Genomic DNA, 18,057 nt, shown 5'->3' with positions numbered 1-18,057 from the left:
CCTATTGGCCTTGATCGCTGGTGCGATCTCGTTCCTGCAATGCGCGAATGCGCATGCGTTGCGCAGCCTGGATATGCGCTCGCATTTCCGTCTCGGCTGCCGCCCCGTCACGTGTTTTGAGGGCGGCCATGATACGGCGATGTTCGGCCACGGCAGCCTCAGCCCGATCGCTGTCCAGCAGTTGCGATGGGCCAAGGATCAACAAAGCCTTTTGCAAGGACAGCATGGATTTTGCCAGAAACCGGTTCTTGGCCGCATCCAGTAGCGTTGCGTGAAAAATCCGGTTGATCCGCGCCGCATCCGGACCTGTTCCCGCCTCGGCCAGACGCTCATTCAAAACCTCAAGCTCGTCCAGTTCCACGTCCGACGCGGCCCGCGCAGCAAGGCGCGCTGCAGTGCCTTCAAGCACGGCGCGCATCTCGTACAGTTCCATGACCTCGGCGTAATCCAGGCTGCGGACCGTCGCGCCCAATCGTGGGACATGCGTGACCAACCCGTCGGCCTCAAGTTGACGGATGGCTTCGCGGACCGGCGTTCGGCTGACGCCCAGCCGATCGGACAGCTCAATCTCCCGCAGTCGTTCACCAGGCAACAACGACCCTTCGCGGATCTCGTCCAGCAATCTCTGATAGGCAGAGCTGCCTTGCGGGCCGGGCTGTAATGGGTCGTCCTGAATAGTCATAACACTCACACTTGCATATTGCGTCCACTTGTATACATTTGGATACATAGTGAGTCAACAGCGTCGGAAACCAACCTTTGTCCACCCCAGGAAACCAGACTTCGCTCTTCGTGAAGCGGTCGATGACCCTTGGCCTCGCGGTTTTCGGCACTGCGATCTTCTGGGCGCTGGACCTGCCGCTGCCGTTTTTGTTCGGTCCAATGACCGCTTGCCTGATTGCGGCACTGGCTCACGCACCAATGGAAGGCTTTGGTCAGGTTTCTGTCGCAGCCCGGACCATTCTGGGTGTCGCTGTTGGTGCCTCGATCACGGCTGCCCTGTTCGCCGATCTGCCCAAGATGGCAGCATCGATCATGTTAATCCCCTTCTTCATCATTCTGATCGCGCTGGTCGGCGTTCCGTTCTTTCGCAAGGTGTGGGGGTTCGATGAGAAAACCGCATTCTACGCCGCAATGCCGGGCGGATTGCAGGACATGATCATCTTCGGGACCGAAGCCGGCGCCGATCCACGCACCCTGTCGCTGATTCACGGCACGCGCGTTCTAATTATTGTCACTTTGGCACCGCTGTTTCTGACAGTGTTCTACGATGCTGAACTGACCAACCCCATCGGGCAGCCCGCAAGCAATCTGCCGGTGCACGAAATTCTGCTCATGGTTCTGGCCGCTTTGGTCGGCTGGAAAGGCGGAGAGAGAATTGGCCTGTTCGGCGCATCCATCCTCGGGCCGATGATCCTGACCGCTGCTCTGTCCTTGGGGGATTTCATCCACTCCCGTCCTCCGCGTGAAGCTATTCTGGCTGCGCAGTTCTTCATCGGGTGCGGGATCGGAGTGAAATTCGTTGGCGTCACATGGGGCGAATTGCGCCGTGTCGTTGCCGCCGGTGTTGCCTATGTCGTTGTTCTTGCCATCTTGGCTGCGGGTTTTACGGCTGTTGTCACCACACTCGGGCTGGGTCGCCCTGTCGAGGCGTTCCTTGCTTTTGCGCCCGGAGGTCAGGCCGAGATGACTGTGCTGGCCATTGTTTCAGGCGCGGATTTGGGATTCGTGATCACTCATCACCTGACGCGGATTGTGCTGGTGATCATTGGGGCGCCCATCGCGGCCAATCTTATTTTGCGCTGGTCCAGACCTCGGGATTGATCATATGGATCGGAGCGCCTTCGGCAAAGGCGTTCACCTGATCAAAGATATCCGCAAATTGCAGGTCAAACTCATCTTCGGTCACAAAACCGATATGCGGCGTTGCGATCAGGTTGGGATGCGACAGCAACGGGTCGTCAGGATCGGTCAGCGGTTCGGTGTCAAACACGTCAATTGCCGCATTTCCGGGGCGGCCGTTATTGAGCGCCTTCAACAGCGCGCCGGGTTCGATCAGACCGGCCCGCGACGTGTTCACAAACAGCGAACCGGGCTGCATCGCCCGCAAGTCGGCTGCCGTGATGATACCGCGGGTTTCCGGTTTCAGGCGCACATGGATCGAAACGACATCGCTGCCGGAAAAAAACTCCTGTCGGCTGGATGCGACCGCCGCACCATCGGCGGCTGCGCGGGCGCGGCCATCTTCAGACGACCACCAAACAACGCTCATGCCAAACGCCTCGGCATAGCCCGCAACGGCCCGGGCAATACGCCCATAGCCATAAAGGCCCAGTTGTCGCCCGCGCAGTGTCTTGCCGACCCCGGCTTGCCAGCGCCCCGCCTTGACGGATTCCATTTGCGCCGGCAGGTTCCGCATTCCGGCCATGGTCAGCGCCCAGGTCAGTTCAGCAGCAGCGTAAGACGGCGTGCCCGCGTGCATGTTCGAACAGAACAGCACTATGTTGTCAGTACATGCCTGAACGTCCACATGCGGATAGACGCTGCGCTGGCTGATCAGGCGCAAGTTGGGAAGTTTCTCAAGCAACTCACGGGTTACCCTGGTGCGCTCCCGGAACAGGACCAGCGCTTCGGCGTCCTGCAGGCGCGCGGCCAGGGTATCCGTATCTTCGACGTGATCTGTCCAGACCGTAACCTCATGGTCGGCCAGCTTTGAAAAGCAGGGCAAGCCGCGCAATGTGTCGAACCAATCATCGAGAACATGGACTTTCACCGGCTTTCAATACCCCGCTCGGCTTCGAGCTTTCTTGGAGTTGGGACAAAATGCGCTGCCTCAAGCGCTGCCAATGCGTTGCGAACGCGCTCGCTCTGATCAAGCAGGTGATTGAACTGTTCATCGCAGCCCGCAATCGGTGCCGGATACTCGGTCATGTCCCGTCGCAGCGCGGCTTGCGCCAGTTTGAGTTCCTGTCGAGCAATGTCGAGGCATTCGGAATAGTGGTCCATCGTGACACCTCCTAACTGTATACCAAAGTATACCAATTTAGATTTACCCGATCAACTCCCATCCCACACACTGCTAGGAACATAGACATGACCATCCGCCAGTTTGCGTGCGGTGCGCACCAATCCAGCTGAGTTCAGGGCAAATCCGCCCTCGTTGGAGAAATCCACAAGGACGTCGATCTTGCCCGAAGCGTGCTCCAATACCACCTCGGCCGGACTGGTTTCCATTTGTTCGACTAGCCCGGCTGCAACCGTTTCCGGCGTCAATGCACAGGAGGCCATGCATTGCGCGCCCGTAACGGCCATTGTTGGATGAGTCTTCCAGGGCATGAAGTACCTGACCGCGATCGTACCCCCATCTTTCGCAGGGGCCAAGATACCAAACTTGGGCGTCACGGATTTCGACACATCGCCCATTCCCATCCTCTGACCCGCTTCGATCCGAATGGCCTCCATCCGTTCAAAGAACGCGCGGTTTGCGTCCAGTTCTTCCGCGTTTTCATATCCGGTCAAACCAAAATCCGCAGCCCGGGCGATGGCCATCGGCATCGCGACATCCATGCAGGTCAGTTCGATCCCCTGGACCGTATCACGCAGGTTACCGGTGGGCAGGAACGCGCCGGTGGATGATCCGACGACCCCCATGAAACCAAGCTGTATCGGCGCTGCGGACCCCGGGACACCGGCTATTTCAACTGCGCCATCATAGGTCAGATGGCCCGCCGGCGTTTGCACCTTTGCCACCACCCGCGCCCCGGTATTGACGGCGCGGATGCGGATTTCGGTTTCACCACCTTTCGGCGTGATCAATCCCATCTCAATCGCCGCCGGGCCGACCCCTGACAGGATATTCCCGCAAGTGGGTCTAAAATCGACCAGCCTTTCGTCAACCGACACCTGGGCAAAGAAATAGTCGACATCCGCCCAGTCATCGTCGCTGGCCGACAGCATGGCGACCTTGGTCGTAACTGCCGCGCCGCCGCCTATGCCGTCGATATTCAGCGGGTGCCCGGCACCGAGGGCGGCAATCAGAACCTCGGCCAGCAAATCCAGATTCTCGGGCAGGTCAGAACGCCGGAAATACGGGCCGCGCGAGGTGCCGCCGCGCATGAAGACAAATGGGATCGCTGTCTGGGGCATCGCGCGGCTCATTTCACCGGCCATGGCAGATCAAGCATGTCCTGCAGCAGACCAGGCGGAAAGTCGCGGTTCAGAGCGCCCGCCATAAAGCACATGAAGCCGACACCGCAGGCCGTCAGGATCAAAGTCATCGGCCAGCTTGACCCGGCGCGCGCACGTAGGAACGCGATCAGAAAGCCGATCAGGGCAAGGATAAAGCCCACAACCCATGTTGCCGCGATCAGGCTGGCAAACCAGGCCAGTGTGGACCACAGACCGTGTGGGGCGCTGGCGTCCTCACCCGCTACTTCTTTGTCCGCGAAAATCGCATCCCCCTCGGGCCGACGCATCATCTGGAGCAAAAGGATCACGCAGCAGAACAGTGAAACGCTGCCGATCACCAGCGGGATGATCTTGTCGGTCATGTTGTAGTCGGGTATCATGTTGGCATTGACCAGTGCAAAGATCAGATAGGCCATGATCACCAGCAGGAAGACCAGCGGCGCGCGCTTGGTGCCCGCCTGAACATCGCCCTCGGCCATGATCATCTTGGCCTGTCGGATGCCCAGAATGACCGAAACGACTGTGATCACGATCAGGACGATCACGATGGGGCTGAAAACATACTCCATGCCCTCACCTAAGCTCTTGCGGAAGCGGAACGAGGCGATCTGGAAAGCCTGATTGGTGAATTTCTCAACCGGGTTCGAAAGCACGAAACCGATCAGGAAGGCCGGGCGCGACCAGTCGAAGCGGCGCAGGAAAATGCCGATCAGACCTATCACGAACAGGGCCAGCAGGTCTTCGAAATTCTGACCGGACTGAAAGGCCGCAAAGCTGATCAGCATGAACAGGAACGGTGCAAGATAGGTAAAGCGGATCGTGGTCAGCTTTGCAATCCCGCCCGAGGCCGCGATGCAGAGGATCGTCCCCACAACATTGGCCAACGCCAGCAGCCAGACGATCGAATAGGTGATGTCGAGATTGTCTTTGAGCATGCTCGGACCGACCTCGATATCGCCGGATCCCAGCAGAGCAACCGCGCCGATGAAGATCGCCATGGAGCCGGAACCCGGAATACCGAACAACAAGGTCGGAACCAGACCGCCGCCCTCTTTTGCATTGTTCGAGCTTTCCGGGCCTATGACCCCGCGCACTTCGCCCTTGCCGAAGTTGCTTTTGTCCGGCGTCGATTGCACCGAATGACCATAGGCGATCCAGTCAACGACCGACCCTCCCAAACCGGGGATGATGCCGACAACCACACCGATGATCGAACAGCGGATCGACAGCCAGATATTGGCGAACCAATCCTTGACACCGTCCAGCCATCCGGCACCCAGCGAAGCCCCTTCGGCAATCGACCGGTCCTGCCGCAAGAGCGAGACAATCTCGGGTACCGCAAAGATACCCAAGCCGACGATGACCAGTTTCAGACCGTCGGTCAGATACGGGATGTCATAAGTCGCCATGCGCAGAGACCCGCCCGCGTCGGCCTCACCAATAGTTCCGACCATCAGGCCAAGTCCGGCCGCAGCAACGCCCTTTAGCGGTATGCGACCGGCCAGAATGGCAACCATAGACAGGCCGAGGATGGTAATCATCAACATTTCGGGCAGGCCAAAAGCCAGAACGATCGGTCGTGCAACCAGAATGAACATGGTCAGGAAGGTCGCCCCGACCAGACCACCAAACAGGGACGAGGCAAAGGCGGCGGAAAGCGCCCGCGCCGCTTCGCCCTTCTTGGCCATCGGAAAACCATCGAGCACCGTCGCCTGAGATGCGGAACTGCCGGGTATTCCCATCAGAACCGACGCAAAAGTGTCAGATGTCGGGACAACGGCGACCATCCCTATCATCAGCGCCAAACCCAGGATCGGGTCCATTCCGAACATGAAAGGCAACAGCAGCGACAGCCCGGCGATTCCGCCAAGTCCCGGGAACACCCCAACGGCCAATCCCATGACGACACCAAGCACCAGGTAGCCCAGAACGATGGGTTGCAGGATCAGACCCCACGCGTCACCAAGCGCAGGAAGAGCGGTGGCGAAAACCTCCATAGCGGCCGCCTTTCATATGATTTTGTTGGAACTCAGAAAGCGCGCGCCTCGTAGTGAGGGCGCGCGCTGAATTGGGCCGGCTTAGTTGAGCTCGACGCCGTAGGCTTCCTTGAGCCAGTTCAGGACATATTGCTTGGCGTTGTCGTCAACGCTTGTCGCGGTTTGCAGGGCCGCTTTTGAGCCGTCACCAACAAACACCGGGTATTTGCCAACGCGTTTCGAGGAGATTTCCGCGAAGTCGCCGCGCTCGGTCACAGCCTTAAAGGCCGCAGTATATGCGTCGACAACGTCCTGAGGTGTATCACCGGGCAAAAACGCAAGCTTCTGAACCGGAAAACCGGCTACAAAGAAGGCTTTCCAGGCATCCCATGCCTCGCCGCTGGTTTCGCATCCTTCGGTTGCTTCGCAGACCTCCTTGAAGGTCGGCATGTCCGGGAAAGTCGGGTCACGCACGATGTTGCCATCCGCATCCAGGGCACCCCATGTCATCATCGGCACGGCCTGACCGGATTCGACCAACGGGGCCGAGCCACCCAGATAGCCGGACGATGTCTGGTAGTCGATATTGGCCTCGCCACGTTCAAACATCAGGCGACCGTCACCGCGACCCTTGATGCCAAAGACAGGCTCAACATTCATGCCCAGCATCTGCCATGCCAGCAGCGGCACCAGGTCCAGCCGGGTGGCGCCCTGCGATCCGTAGATGAAGTTGATATCTTTCAGCGCATTGGCGGAACCGTCAAACTTGGCGCCATCTTCAGCGTTCAGATAGGCAACACCACCGGTTCCCGACGCCATGACCGGAATCCAATCATTGTATTCATAGCGCACGCGCGGATCGCTCAGCAGATAAGGAAACTGCGTCGATCCCGACGTACCGAACAGCAGCGTGCCGTCATCATGCTTTTGCTCCTGAAACCAATTCGCGCCCTTGGTCGACCCTGCGCCCGGCATGAATTTCACAACCACAGTCGGCTGACCCGGCAGTGCCTCGGACAGAAGCGGAGCGAAAAAGTTGGCCCATTTAGCCGAACCGCCCGTTTCCGAAAACGGTATAACCCATTCAATGGTCTTGCCCGAGAAATCGACCTCGGCAGTGGCGGGTGCCGCGATACCGGCAGCGGCGATCAGCCCCACGACGGCGCGACGGGTAAAGCTGGAAATGGTCATTGGTTCCTCCCTGTTGACCAGACAACCACGCCAACGGCTCTCGCGCCACCGTGATTGCAAATAGAACTGCGGGGTTGATTCCCCCTCCCATCTGGCAATCATGAGGGGCCAACCTTGCGCGAAACTTGCAGGAGACCCGATGCGGATCGTCATTGTCGAGGACAACGAAACGCTGGCCAACGCCATTGCCTACCGGCTGCGCGATCGTGGTCACGCGGCAGATATTCTGACCGACGGCGACGCAGCCGACCTTTTCCTTGAGCAGGAGGGCGCAGATTTGGTGGTACTGGACATCAATCTGCCGGGGCAGTCCGGGCTGGAAATCCTGCGAACCCTTCGCAACCGAGGCGATGGCGTGCCGGTCATACTGCTGACGGCGCGTTCCGAAACCAGCGACCGCGTGTCTGGCCTGGACATGGGGGCTGACGATTATCTGGTGAAGCCGTTTGAAATGGACGAACTGGAGGCCCGAATCCGGGCATTGTCACGCCGCAAGCAGCTTGACTATGGCGCGAAAGAGACCATCGGAGGCCTGGAATTCGATCGTGCCGCAAGACAAGCCAGTGCGCGGGGAGAGGTATTGGACATTCCGCGCAGGGAATTGGCGGTTCTGGAATGCCTGCTGGAACGACGCGGCAGAATTGTCCCCAAAAGCCAGCTGAACGACTACGTTTACGGTGTCGGTGCAGATGTCGAGGATTCGGCGGTTGAACCCCACGTGTCGCGCCTGCGCAAGCGGCTTCAGCCATTGGGGATAAGGATCAAGACTGCCCGTGGCCTTGGGTATCTGCTTGAGGTGCAACAGTGATTGGGCACGGATCGCTCAGGCTGCGATTGTTTCTTCTGATCCTGACACCTCTGGTCTTGCTTGCCGTTCTGCTTGGGTTCTGGCGCTTTACGGTCGCCCAGAAAACGGCCCAGGAATTGTTTGATGACAGCCTGCTGTCTGCCGGTCTCGCAATCTCGCGCGATGTCGCCATTTCAGGGGGGGACGCTTTGCTCCCCTCAACGCGCAGCATGATCCGCGACTCGTCGGGCGGAGAGGTTTTCTATCACGTGACAGGGCCCGGCGGCATTTACGTTACGGGTTATGCCTATCCGCCGACCTCAACCGACGCAGGCGATCAGGATCCTTATGAACCATTTTTCTTCGAAGCTGTTTATCGCGATGAACCGGTCCGCGTCCTGCGGATGACGGAACGCGTCACTTTGGAGAACCTCGCTGGTGACGCAACTGTTACGGTCTGGCAGCTCATGGCCGACCGCGACGCCTTTGCCAATCAGCTGTCGATCCGGGCCGGGATCCTCATGGGTATCCTGCTCGCCACTCTTGCAATCGTCGTCTGGTTCGGTGTGGCGCGCGGTCTGCGGCCCTTGCTGGATTTGCAGGACGCAATCGACCTGCGATCGCCGGATGACCTAAGTGAAATCAAACGCCCCGTTCCGGTCGAAGTGCTGGGTGTCGTCAAAACCCTGAACCGGCTTTTTGGTCAGGTTGAACGCAGCATCAACGCCCATCAGACATTCATTTCCGAAGCCGCGCATCAGCTAAGGAACCCAGCAGCTGCGGTCCAGTCCATGGCCGAGGCCCTGCGGGATGCAAAAACGGAGGACGACAAGGAACAGCGCATTCAGGAACTCATGACCGCTGCCAAAAACTCGGCCACTGTGGCCGAACAGTTGCTGTCCCTCGAAAGGCTCCGATATCCGGCACATCTGGAACAGGTAGCAGAATTCGACTTTCGTTCGGTTGTCGAGGAGGCCTGCGCAGAAATGGGTGTCCACATCCTGGCGAATGGGATCGAATTCGAAGTTGCCATGCCGGATACAGCCGTAATGGTTTCGGGCGATCAGGTTTTTCTGAACGAGGCTGTCAAAAACCTTCTGGACAACGCGCTGAAGCACGGCGGCGGTCTTCTCAGCCGGATTTCGGTTACACTGCACCGCGATGACAAGGTCGTGAAGCTGACTGTGGCCGATGACGGAAAAGGCCTAGACCCCGACCACAGCGAGGCAGCTTTTGGGCGATTTTCACAACTGGAGCACTCCGAAGGCAGCGGGCTGGGCCTGTCCATCGTTGCCGCCGTCGCACAGCGTCACGGTGGGCAGGTTTCAATCAACAAAGCCGCGCGTGGCGCAAGCCTTACGCTCGAGCTTCCTTGTGTTCCGTAAACTCTGACCGGGTTTCAACGTTGCCCACCCTGCCCATCTAACTGGTCCATTTCATCACCGGACATGGTTCTATCGAGATGATAGTTTCACACACAGGCGCGCGTTAGCCCCGCGTAACCGAGGTGGTTCTTTGTATGGCCGTTCTGCCGAATAGATGGCCGCAGTACTTCTTTTCGGCATGATGTCAACGTGCCAGAGCTTTGGGTAACCGTCCAGCCAACGCCCGCTGAACAACGGCAAACCTCGGGGTGTGCGCGATTTCCTCAAGTGTCGCGACCCAGAGCGGAACCTCAAAATCCGGAACTGCATCGTCCGACCTGCGAAGCCGGGCGTCCGCGTCGCCAATGAATGTGGGCAGAAAGGTCTTGCCCACGCCCGAAGCCGCCATCTGCTGGAGGACCAGAAAACTGTCTGCTCCGTTGGTCATTTCGTCAGCATTCACGTGTTCCGCCATCCATTTAGCCGGGAGAGAGCGGCTTAATGCGCCATCAAGCCTCATCCATTTTTGATCTGGGGAACCATCATCATAAACTCCGAACGACAATGTACCCGAGCGTTCACCAACCAGACCCTCGCCAAGCTGAACCGATGGGCGCACGGCAATGTCTGCAGTCAACCGGGGCAGATCATGGTGGCTGTTTCCACTCAACAAAGTCAGTTCCAAGCCGGGGTAAAGATTTGAAATATCAGTCAGTATTTTTGGCAGCACAAGCTGGCAGAGGCTGTCAGTGGATGCAATGCGCACGCGACCGACAGGGGACCGGTTTGCACCCACAATTGCCCGCTCCACCGAAAGGACCGCGTCTTCAACGCCTTCCATGGCAGAAAGAACTGCTCGGGCCTCGGGGAGCGCGCAATATCCCGACGGGCTTTTCTGAAAGATAGTGCAGCCATTTCGCTGTTCGAACGCGGCCACTCTGCGCAGGACCGTTGCATGTGTGACACCCAAGGCAGACGCCGCTGCATTCAACGATCCGTATTTGGAGACGGCAAGCGCGTATCGGATATCATCCCAATTGTCGTTGTTCATAAATTAACAGGGGACGACGAATAACAAACAATTACAAGAAAATTCGTTCAAGCTAACATTCGGTGTATTGAACAGGGAGAAATACCATGATGAAGAAAATTACGATTGTCGCGGCAGGTCTTTTGTCGGTAGCCGCAATAGGAACAGCCATCGCCCAGGAAAGTCAGAACCCGGCTGTAAAAGCTCGGACCTCAATCATGAAGCTTTATGCCTTTAATCTGGAAACACTCGGCGGAATGATAAAGGGAGAGGTGGAATACGATGCCGAGGCGGCAACTCGGGCTGCCAACAATATTGTCGTTCTGACGCAGATCGATCAATCCGCAATGTGGCCGGCTGGTTCCGACAATGCGTCCGACCCCGCCACCCGTGCCCTGCCCGCCATCTGGGAAAACTTTCCCGACGTCGAAGCCAAAGGGCAAGCGATGGCTGAAGCCGCCGTTGCGATGCAGGCTGCGGCAGGACAAGATGTGGAAGCCGTGAAAGCGGCGATGGGACAATTGGGCGGAGCCTGTACGGCATGTCACAAGGCATACAGAGCGCCAGAAAACTGATGAGGCACTGAAGGTGCGGCGTTTCTTTCGATTGGCCGCTGGTGTCGTAGTTTTGGTCGGGTTGGCCGGTGTTCTGCTGACCCGACCGCAAAGAGTGAATCCGGCGCAACTGAATGATGTCACCGCCGATCTCGTCAGAGGTGAGGCTGTTTTCTATGCAGGCGGGTGTGCGTCCTGCCACTCACCACCAGATGCCACCGGAGAGGAGAAGCTTAAACTCGCCGGAGGGCGTCGGTTTGAAACGGGTTTTGGCACATTCATAGCCCCCAACATTTCCAGTGATCCGGAATCCGGAATTGGCTCATGGTCTGCGCTGGATCTGGCCAACGCCCTGCTTCATGGCACGGGTCCCGAGGGGCAACATTATTACCCGGCTTTTCCTTATACGTCTTATGCCAACATGACCTTGGAGGATGTTGCGTCTCTCCACGCATTCCTCGGCACCCTGCCAGCGGTGGCCACGGAAAGTGACGCGCATGAGGTCGGCTTTCCTTTCAACATTCGACGCGGGCTGGGGGGATGGAAGCTATTGTACCTGCAGCCAGGCTGGGTGGTTGAAGGCGAACTGACGGACCAACAAGCCCGAGGCCGATATCTGGTCGAGGCGTTAGGACACTGTGCTGAATGCCACACACCGCGAAATTCCTTCGGTGGTCTGCAACGTGATCTGTGGCTGGCAGGCGCGCCAAATCCAAGCGGCAAGGGTCGCATCCCCGGTCTGACCGCCGACCAGCTTGATTGGTCTGAAGCTGATATAGCGGAATACCTGAGATCCGGTTTCACACCGGACTATGACAGCGCTGGTGGTGAAATGGCGGAAGTCATCGAGAACACATCACAGCTTACAGATGACGACCGCTTGGCGATTGCCGCCTATCTCAAAGCCGTTTCCCTGCCGTCCGTTGCGCCTGCGCCGGAGTAACTGCCGTTCGAGGAAATGGGTCTTTGGTATCGGGAAACCGCCCCTGTGATGCGCCCCGAAACTGACGGTGGTTCAAAAGGCCACAGGATCTTAGCTAAGACGTTCGGCTTGAAATTCGTCAGACCTAAGCCCGATGTGGGAAGGCCCGACCAAGGGTAGCCTGTCTTCAGTATCAAAAATCGCGTCAAACGGCAATGGAGGCGGAAATGAAAGCCCGGAAAAAGTTAGGTCAACTTCTAAGCACAGTGGCATTGGCTTCGTTGATTGCTGCGACGCCCTACGTGCCAAAGTTTGACGCAGACGGTCGCCTTCAGTTTGAACCGGTCTACGCGTTCGCCAAAAGCGGCAAGGGCAAAGACGGGGATGATCGCGACGATGACCGGGACGACAACTCGGGATCGGGAAATAGCGGCCGTGGTGGTGACCGCGACGATGGTCGTGACGACGACCGGGATGATGATCGCGACAATGACAGGGATAACGATCGAGACGACGACCGGGATGATGATCGTGACGACAATTCAGGATCGGGCAAAGGCGGTCGTGATGTTGACGACGACGATGATGACTCAAAGCGCTCCAACAGGGGCAGCGGTAAAAAGGATCGGTCTCAGACCGGTGGCAGACCAACTGGTTCGGCCGGGATAACGAAGGTTGAGACAAATGCGAGCGGCATCGAAGTTCGTTACGCCGACGGAACCAAGGAAGAGATCGAAAACGGCCGCTATGAAAGAAAGAATGCGCAGAACCGAACCGTCGAGGAACGTCCCGCGACTGGTGCTGACGTCTCACGGCTGCGGTCTTTGGCGAACGGCATCTCTATCAACAACGTACGCTCAAGTGGCCAAGGCGGCGCATCTGGCAGCCGCCCCACGAAAATTGAACGCCAAGGCGACAACATCGAAGTGAACTACGCCAATGGGTGGAAAGAAGAGATCGAGTTTGGGCGCTATGAACTGAAAGATCCGTTCAACCGGACTGTTGTTGAAAGAAACGCAACCGCCTCGGATCGACGCAGATTGCAGGCAATCGCAAATTAAACGGCGCTCCTGGCAGAAGTACCCCAGGCGGTCTCTCATAAGCAGAGACCGCCTTTATCATCGAAGACACCGCGACTAGTCTCCTTTGTTCCAAGCATCGTGCGCTATCAAAGCGGCCTCCACCCGATTTCTCGCATGAAGTTTGGACAGGATCGCCGTCATGTAGTGCTTCACGGTTTTCTCCTGAAGACCCAGCGCTACGGCGATTTCCCTGTTGCTCAACCCCTTGGCCACATGGCGCAGGATTTCCTCCTCGCGATGCGTGAGATCATTCAGGATGTCTCTGTTTTTGCGGGCACCGTTTTCGCTGTTGATCTTAAGCAGCACGCGTGAAGCAAGACCCGGCGAGACAAACCCTTCGCCCGCAGCAATGCTGCGCAGAGAAGCTGTCAGTTCGCTCGCTGTCACGCCCTTGACAATGTACCCTATGGCGCCGGCTTCCAGTGCATCCGCAACGTCACTGCTGTTTTCCGAGACCGTCAGGATCGCAATGAAGGGTGGGTTTGTCATTGCCGCAATCTTGCGTGTCGCGCTTATCCCGCCTCCCGGCATCGAGAGGTCAAGAATGGCGATGTCTGGCTGATGCGTTCCGACGAGCGCTATCGCCTCTTCCGCACTTGAACCTGCGGCGAGAACCTCGAACCCGTCGGCCTCATCCAAAGTACGCTGCAGGCCGTCCCTGAAAATCGGATGATCATCCGCTATAACGACAGATGTGGTCATAATGCACTCATCTTTCTGGGAAATAATGTCATTGCTATTATGGTGCCGTTGCCGGGGCGCGACGAAACACTGAACCTGCCACCAATGCTCTCGACCCGATCTCGCAAGCCCAATAATCCCTGCCCACCATCGTCGCGCAAAACGGTTTCGTCCGAAGTGTCAAACCCGGGTCCGTCGTCGCTGACCTGAATGACGATGCGGTCACTTTGCACTTCACTGGTGACCGTGCATCGGGAATCCGGGGCATATCTTGCTGCATTGGAGAGTGTTTCCTGCAAAAACCGAAAAACACACAACTTGTCGGACAGTGACAATTCCGGCGACTGGCGCCCTTGAAACGAAATCTCCGGCCGCAACGGGCTGTGTTCCGAGTGATCTTCTACAGCCCTCTTCACGACATCAATGAGCGTAAGGTTGTCGATGTCCGGAGCCGACAACCCCCGCGACAATGCACGAATTTCTGTAAGGGACTTCTGCAAAGACTGATGAATTTCTTCAGCCTCTTTGGGCCTTGCAGACCCTTCCGGAAACGCTGCCTCCAATCGAAGGGCGGCCAAGGACAGGTACTGAGCGGGACCATCATGCAGTTCGGCACCAAGCTTCTTGAGAAACCGATCCGTTTGCGTGGCGTATCTTTCCGACGCTTCGACGACACGCGACCGCAACTGGGCGTTCTGCTCGGCCATCTGTTCGCTTTCTGCAAGGCGCTTTTCCAGAAGACGCCCCTGTCGCTGAATTGTGTTGTCGCCAATTGCAACAATCGAAAACAACACGATCGTGCTGGCCACAAATGCCGAGCCGACAACCAACCAGCTTGTTCTTCTTGCCTTGGCAAGGTCCAGTTCCAGTTGATCAGCCCTTTCGTAGAACTCGGCAACCGCAATGATTTCACCGGACCAAAGCTCGCGAATGGGGCTGTACACTTCAAGCAAAGGTATCCCAAGGGCCGCTTCGGCGGCGCTTTCGGCATGATCAAGCTCTTCAAAAGAGCCGGAGATTTTTCCGCCCCAAGCTTGCTTCAGATCGTCGGTTGGACTGAATCGGCTGCCAATTATCGCAGTATCCGAGGCGTGGGCGATGACACCTCCTTGTTTCCAGAATTTGTAGGAGACAACGCGGTCGCGCATTGGCTGGGTCATGAATATCTCGTCCAGTGCCCGGCTTGCCTGCTCTGAAATTCGGTCGCCGTGCGCCAATTCCTGACTGAGGGGGGAAACGATGCTTTCCATATAAAGCGCGGCAGAGTTGGCGGAGTTCTGGACGACAGCATTCTGAATTCGATTTGACACCCAGACCCCGACTATCGCGGTAGCAGTGCCCATCACGGCAATACTGGCCGCAAGAAAAACTCGCGACAGCGACCAATTGCCAATTGTCAGGTCAGCTATTTTTCCTTTCATTGTGAAATCGACTATGAACTACAATCTCTTAACGCACCACAGACCTTGGTCTGACGTGAACTGTCGGCTACTCGAAACCCAGGTTCTGACCCAGAAGCCAAGTCAGGTGTCTTCCATCTTTCTCAGTCTTTGCAGCATCGGGCAGTGAACGTTGCCACTATCACAATTGGCTGTAAGCTCGCTCAAGGCGCGCTCCAGGCGATTGAGTTCATCAATCTTGCTACGAACACTGACAATGTGAGCCTCGGCTAATTCTTTGACTGATTGGCAGTCATCGGTACTTCCCTCTGACAGTTCCAAAAGCGCCTTGGCGTCTGAAAGCGGAAACCCCAGGTCACGGCACTTCTTCAGAAAGTGAAGTCTTCCGACATCGTTCGGTGAATAGAGGCGACGATTGTTCAGAGCTCGCGCGGGTCTTGGTACGATACCTTCGCGTTCGTAATAGCGGATGGTTTCTATTCCGACACCGCTTTGCCGGGAAGCCTCTCCTATCGCAATCATGTGAAGTGACCCCTCTTGATCCTGTAGTCGCTACAGGAGTTATACAATCTGACAGTTGGTGCCTCAACTTGATCAAATTTGATACCCACGGAGTGAAAGATGAAGAAATACGTGATCCTAAGCTACCTTGGATCGGTTTCCGCTCTGGGCGTCGCAACATGCTGTGTTCTTCCAATGGCCGTGATGTTGCTGGGCTTTGGAGGCAGCTGGTTGGCGGTATTCGGAAAAATTGCTGCGGGAAGTTATTACGTTCTCGCCATCTCCACAGCACTGGTCGCGATTGCGTGGTTTCTATCTCATCGAAACAGGGCTTTGGGGCAGTTGAAATGGTGGCTAGCAGGAAGTTCGTTGATCACCGCACTAGCATGGGTCATCGTGTTCAAAGAGGCTCAGATCAACGACTATATAATCATGAAGATGTGAGACAGTGACGAAACAAATCGTGGTGCTCGACAGTACTCTGACTTGCCCTGAATGTGGGCACGTCGAAACCGAGAAAATGCCAACAGACTCCTGCCAATGGTTCTATGAATGCAAGTCATGCAAGGCCGTTTTGAAGCCGCTGGAGGGCGATTGCTGTGTATTCTGCTCTTACGCGACGGTCCCATGTCCGCCAATCCAGTTGGGGGATGACTGCTGCAGTTAGTATCGCATATGGGGCGGCAACTTTGGGTCCGTCGATGTTGAAACGTTACATGCGCGCCCAAAATGAAGATCACTTCGCTTGGCGATGGTCCGCCAGTTCCGGATGTTTGTAGGCCTCGGGGTATGTCATTGGTTTCGAGGGGCCAAGGGGTACAACACCATTCCAGCTTCGACCAAAATACCCTTGGCGGCAGTGTTCAATTGAACCGCTGTTTTCCACGCCCGGCACGGAATGCGCGCGGCAAAGCCAGCGCCATAGGTTCCGGTAGTCAAGGATCTGGGCACCGTTGAGCTTCATACGCAGGTAATAGACCGGGTCGTGTCGATACAGCGTCGGAAACAGGCGAAGGTCTGCTTCGGTGAAATGATTGCCGGTCAGAAACATGCGACCGTCGCTGGCAAGGCGGGCGTCAAGCCGTGACAGAGTGTCAAAATAGGCGGTGAAAGCCGCCGCATATACGCTTTGATCAGACGAAAATCCGGCTTTGTAGGCACCGTTGTTGATATTGACGTAAATCAGCTCGTTCAGCTCGTCGATTTCTGTCCGAATGGCCGGATCATCCGGGTAAAGAACTGGCCGTTCATCATTGCCACGCGAACTGCCCAGTTCGACCGCATTGCGATCCAGCATGCGAATGATCTCGGCGCTTTCGTTATTGACGATGCGCTTTGACTTTTTGTCGTACAGGATTGGAACCGATTTTTCTTCAGAACTTTCTGCCAGATATATGTCGCGCACCAGCCTGAAACCCTGGCCAGTGCCGGTTTCGGCGGTGCATTCCGGAAGTGTTGTTCCAGTCAGCGAAGCCACGAGGTCAGGTGCGAATTGCCAGTGGTTCGGGCCTTCAGGGTCTTCTTCGTCTGTTCGGTTGGGAAACACCACATCCATCGAAATACTGCCCTGCAGGCCCAACACGTTGCGGGCCAGTGTAACCCGGTGGCACCACGGGCAGTTGAGCGCGACAAACAGGTGATACCTGCCCGGTTCTGCGGGAAAATCAGTATCGCCGATGGCATGCCGGAAACCGCTGACGCCGCGCACGAATTCCCCTCGGGCGCGGCGCAGTTCGGCATTTGACTGATCTTCCTGTTTAGAACGGTCCGTCATTGTTCAAGCTTCACCCTCTCAGACGGTGGTGCAGAATGATAGGCACCGCAAGCTCTTCTTCATCACTTAGATGGCGTTTCAGAAAGGCCTCGATCACTTCCGACGTGTCGCGCAGCGCTCCGACCTCTGAACGTGCCTGGGCCTCATCCAGATGGATCAGCTTGATCGCCCGATTGGCTGTTCGGGTGTATTGATCAAGGACCAGATCAAGATCTGCATGATCCTTTTCCAGTACCTCCAGGCCCGCATCAAAGCGGGGGTCCGCCGCAGAGAGTTCGGGGAAATAACTGCGATCTTCCCAGCCGTGATGGCCGTGCAGATTGCCGACAAGCGCGTTACCATAATAGGACAAACGGGCGGCGTACGCGTCGGGTGACACCGTTCGGTTCAGAAAATGCTCGGCATCGGTCCGAACCAATTCGGCAAGACGGCGAAACATCTGATGGGCGCCCAGCCAGTGCCGCGTTTTCTCTTTGAAGCCGGGATGGGAGTCCCAGCTGTCGCGCGGATATTTGTCGAGCAAGACCTGCATCTCGCCCGGCATGTTTTCGGTGCGGATATTGTGGTTATCAAGCATGAGCTTACTCCTTTCCGCAAGGATGTGTGG

General features: G+C 57.0%; 20 protein-coding genes. 8 read left to right on the top strand and 12 right to left on the bottom strand.

Annotated features, from left to right (window positions below; genetic code table 11):
• Window position 1 precedes the first annotated feature (1 nt).
• Entirely contained in the window at window positions 2-682 is a 681-nt protein-coding gene (locus tag AC2FIR_RS08250; RefSeq protein ID WP_170614815.1) for a GntR family transcriptional regulator, read from the bottom strand.
• A 122-nt stretch (window positions 683-804) separates the two neighbouring features.
• Between AC2FIR_RS08250 and AC2FIR_RS08245 the strand changes: the two genes are divergently transcribed.
• Window positions 805-1,824 carry an AbrB family transcriptional regulator gene (locus tag AC2FIR_RS08245; RefSeq protein ID WP_480913369.1) on the top strand — a complete coding sequence of 340 codons (1,020 nt, stop codon included), beginning with the start codon at window positions 805-807 and terminating at the stop codon, window positions 1,822-1,824.
• Here the strand turns inward: AC2FIR_RS08245 and AC2FIR_RS08240 are convergent.
• From AC2FIR_RS08240 to AC2FIR_RS08220, 5 genes are all read right to left on the bottom strand, one after another.
• Entirely contained in the window at window positions 1,793-2,773 is a 981-nt protein-coding gene (locus AC2FIR_RS08240; protein WP_170614817.1) for a D-2-hydroxyacid dehydrogenase family protein, read from the bottom strand. The two genes, AC2FIR_RS08245 and AC2FIR_RS08240, sit on opposite strands and share 32 nt — an antisense overlap.
• Window positions 2,770-3,006 carry a hypothetical protein gene (locus AC2FIR_RS08235; protein WP_170614818.1) on the bottom strand — a complete coding sequence of 79 codons (237 nt, stop codon included), beginning with the start codon at window positions 3,004-3,006 and terminating at the stop codon, window positions 2,770-2,772. The genes AC2FIR_RS08240 and AC2FIR_RS08235 overlap by 4 nt, the downstream gene beginning before the upstream one ends.
• Before the next feature lie 51 nt (window positions 3,007-3,057).
• On the bottom strand, window positions 3,058-4,146 hold the full coding sequence (locus AC2FIR_RS08230; RefSeq protein ID WP_480907069.1) for a 4-oxalomesaconate tautomerase: 1,089 nt from the start codon (window positions 4,144-4,146) through the stop codon (window positions 3,058-3,060).
• An 8-nt stretch (window positions 4,147-4,154) separates the two neighbouring features.
• Entirely contained in the window at window positions 4,155-6,185 is a 2,031-nt protein-coding gene (locus tag AC2FIR_RS08225; RefSeq protein WP_496746371.1) for a tripartite tricarboxylate transporter permease, read from the bottom strand.
• 81 nt (window positions 6,186-6,266) lie between these two features.
• Window positions 6,267-7,355, bottom strand: a complete 1,089-nt coding sequence (locus tag AC2FIR_RS08220) for a tricarboxylate transporter (protein ID WP_321254578.1) — start codon at window positions 7,353-7,355, stop codon at window positions 6,267-6,269.
• Window positions 7,356-7,494: 139 nt separating this feature from the next.
• Here AC2FIR_RS08220 and AC2FIR_RS08215 point away from each other — a divergent pair, with 139 nt between their 5' ends.
• On the top strand, window positions 7,495-8,163 hold the full coding sequence (locus tag AC2FIR_RS08215; protein ID WP_170614822.1) for a response regulator transcription factor: 669 nt from the start codon (window positions 7,495-7,497) through the stop codon (window positions 8,161-8,163).
• Window positions 8,160-9,527 (top strand): sensor histidine kinase, encoded by a 1,368-nt coding sequence (locus AC2FIR_RS08210; protein ID WP_496746368.1) that lies wholly within the window; start codon window positions 8,160-8,162, stop codon window positions 9,525-9,527. The genes AC2FIR_RS08215 and AC2FIR_RS08210 overlap by 4 nt, the downstream gene beginning before the upstream one ends.
• Window positions 9,528-9,711: 184 nt before the next feature.
• Here AC2FIR_RS08210 and AC2FIR_RS08205 read toward each other — a convergent pair whose 3' ends face one another.
• Entirely contained in the window at window positions 9,712-10,557 is an 846-nt protein-coding gene (locus AC2FIR_RS08205) for a LysR family transcriptional regulator (RefSeq protein WP_170825063.1), read from the bottom strand.
• 86 nt (window positions 10,558-10,643) lie between these two features.
• Between AC2FIR_RS08205 and AC2FIR_RS08200 the strand changes: the two genes are divergently transcribed.
• From AC2FIR_RS08200 to AC2FIR_RS08190, 3 genes are all read left to right on the top strand, one after another.
• Entirely contained in the window at window positions 10,644-11,111 is a 468-nt protein-coding gene (locus tag AC2FIR_RS08200) for a c-type cytochrome (protein WP_496746366.1), read from the top strand.
• Window positions 11,112-11,124: 13 nt separating this feature from the next.
• Entirely contained in the window at window positions 11,125-12,033 is a 909-nt protein-coding gene (locus tag AC2FIR_RS08195) for a c-type cytochrome (protein WP_480913358.1), read from the top strand.
• A 206-nt stretch (window positions 12,034-12,239) separates the two neighbouring features.
• Window positions 12,240-13,073, top strand: a complete 834-nt coding sequence (locus AC2FIR_RS08190; RefSeq protein ID WP_496746364.1) for a hypothetical protein — start codon at window positions 12,240-12,242, stop codon at window positions 13,071-13,073.
• Between the two features lie 75 nt (window positions 13,074-13,148).
• On the opposite strand, the gene AC2FIR_RS08185 is transcribed toward AC2FIR_RS08190, so the two are convergent.
• The 3 genes from AC2FIR_RS08185 to AC2FIR_RS08175 all read right to left on the bottom strand — a co-directional run bounded on the left by AC2FIR_RS08185 (window position 13,149) and on the right by AC2FIR_RS08175 (window position 15,697).
• Window positions 13,149-13,796 (bottom strand): response regulator, encoded by a 648-nt coding sequence (locus tag AC2FIR_RS08185; protein WP_170614826.1) that lies wholly within the window; start codon window positions 13,794-13,796, stop codon window positions 13,149-13,151.
• The gene (locus AC2FIR_RS08180; protein WP_496746362.1) at window positions 13,793-15,196 is read right to left on the bottom strand and encodes a sensor histidine kinase; all 1,404 of its coding nucleotides are present in this window, start codon (window positions 15,194-15,196) and stop codon (window positions 13,793-13,795) included. The genes AC2FIR_RS08185 and AC2FIR_RS08180 overlap by 4 nt, the downstream gene beginning before the upstream one ends.
• A 102-nt stretch (window positions 15,197-15,298) precedes the next feature.
• The gene (locus AC2FIR_RS08175) at window positions 15,299-15,697 is read right to left on the bottom strand and encodes a MerR family transcriptional regulator (protein ID WP_170614828.1); all 399 of its coding nucleotides are present in this window, start codon (window positions 15,695-15,697) and stop codon (window positions 15,299-15,301) included.
• A gap of 99 nt (window positions 15,698-15,796) precedes the next feature.
• On the opposite strand from AC2FIR_RS08175, the gene AC2FIR_RS08170 reads away from it, so the two are divergent.
• Window positions 15,797-16,120, top strand: a complete 324-nt coding sequence (locus tag AC2FIR_RS08170; protein WP_480913354.1) for a hypothetical protein — start codon at window positions 15,797-15,799, stop codon at window positions 16,118-16,120.
• A gap of 4 nt (window positions 16,121-16,124) precedes the next feature.
• Window positions 16,125-16,343 carry a GDCCVxC domain-containing (seleno)protein gene (locus AC2FIR_RS08165; RefSeq protein ID WP_496746358.1) on the top strand — a complete coding sequence of 73 codons (219 nt, stop codon included), beginning with the start codon at window positions 16,125-16,127 and terminating at the stop codon, window positions 16,341-16,343.
• A gap of 69 nt (window positions 16,344-16,412) precedes the next feature.
• Here AC2FIR_RS08165 and AC2FIR_RS08160 read toward each other — a convergent pair whose 3' ends face one another.
• Together AC2FIR_RS08160 and AC2FIR_RS08155 are read right to left on the bottom strand one after the other, a co-directional pair.
• Window positions 16,413-17,450, bottom strand: a complete 1,038-nt coding sequence (locus AC2FIR_RS08160) for a glutathione S-transferase C-terminal domain-containing protein (protein ID WP_170614830.1) — start codon at window positions 17,448-17,450, stop codon at window positions 16,413-16,415.
• Window positions 17,451-17,460: 10 nt separating this feature from the next.
• The gene (locus AC2FIR_RS08155) at window positions 17,461-18,027 is read right to left on the bottom strand and encodes a hemerythrin domain-containing protein (RefSeq protein WP_170614831.1); all 567 of its coding nucleotides are present in this window, start codon (window positions 18,025-18,027) and stop codon (window positions 17,461-17,463) included.
• Between the last annotated feature and the right edge of the window lie 30 nt (window positions 18,028-18,057).

The sequence above is a fragment of the Ruegeria sp. CDSB136 genome (assembly GCF_059610965.1).
The sequence above is the reverse complement of the archived record's forward strand: the minus strand, read 5'-3'. Positions and strand labels throughout refer to the sequence as shown.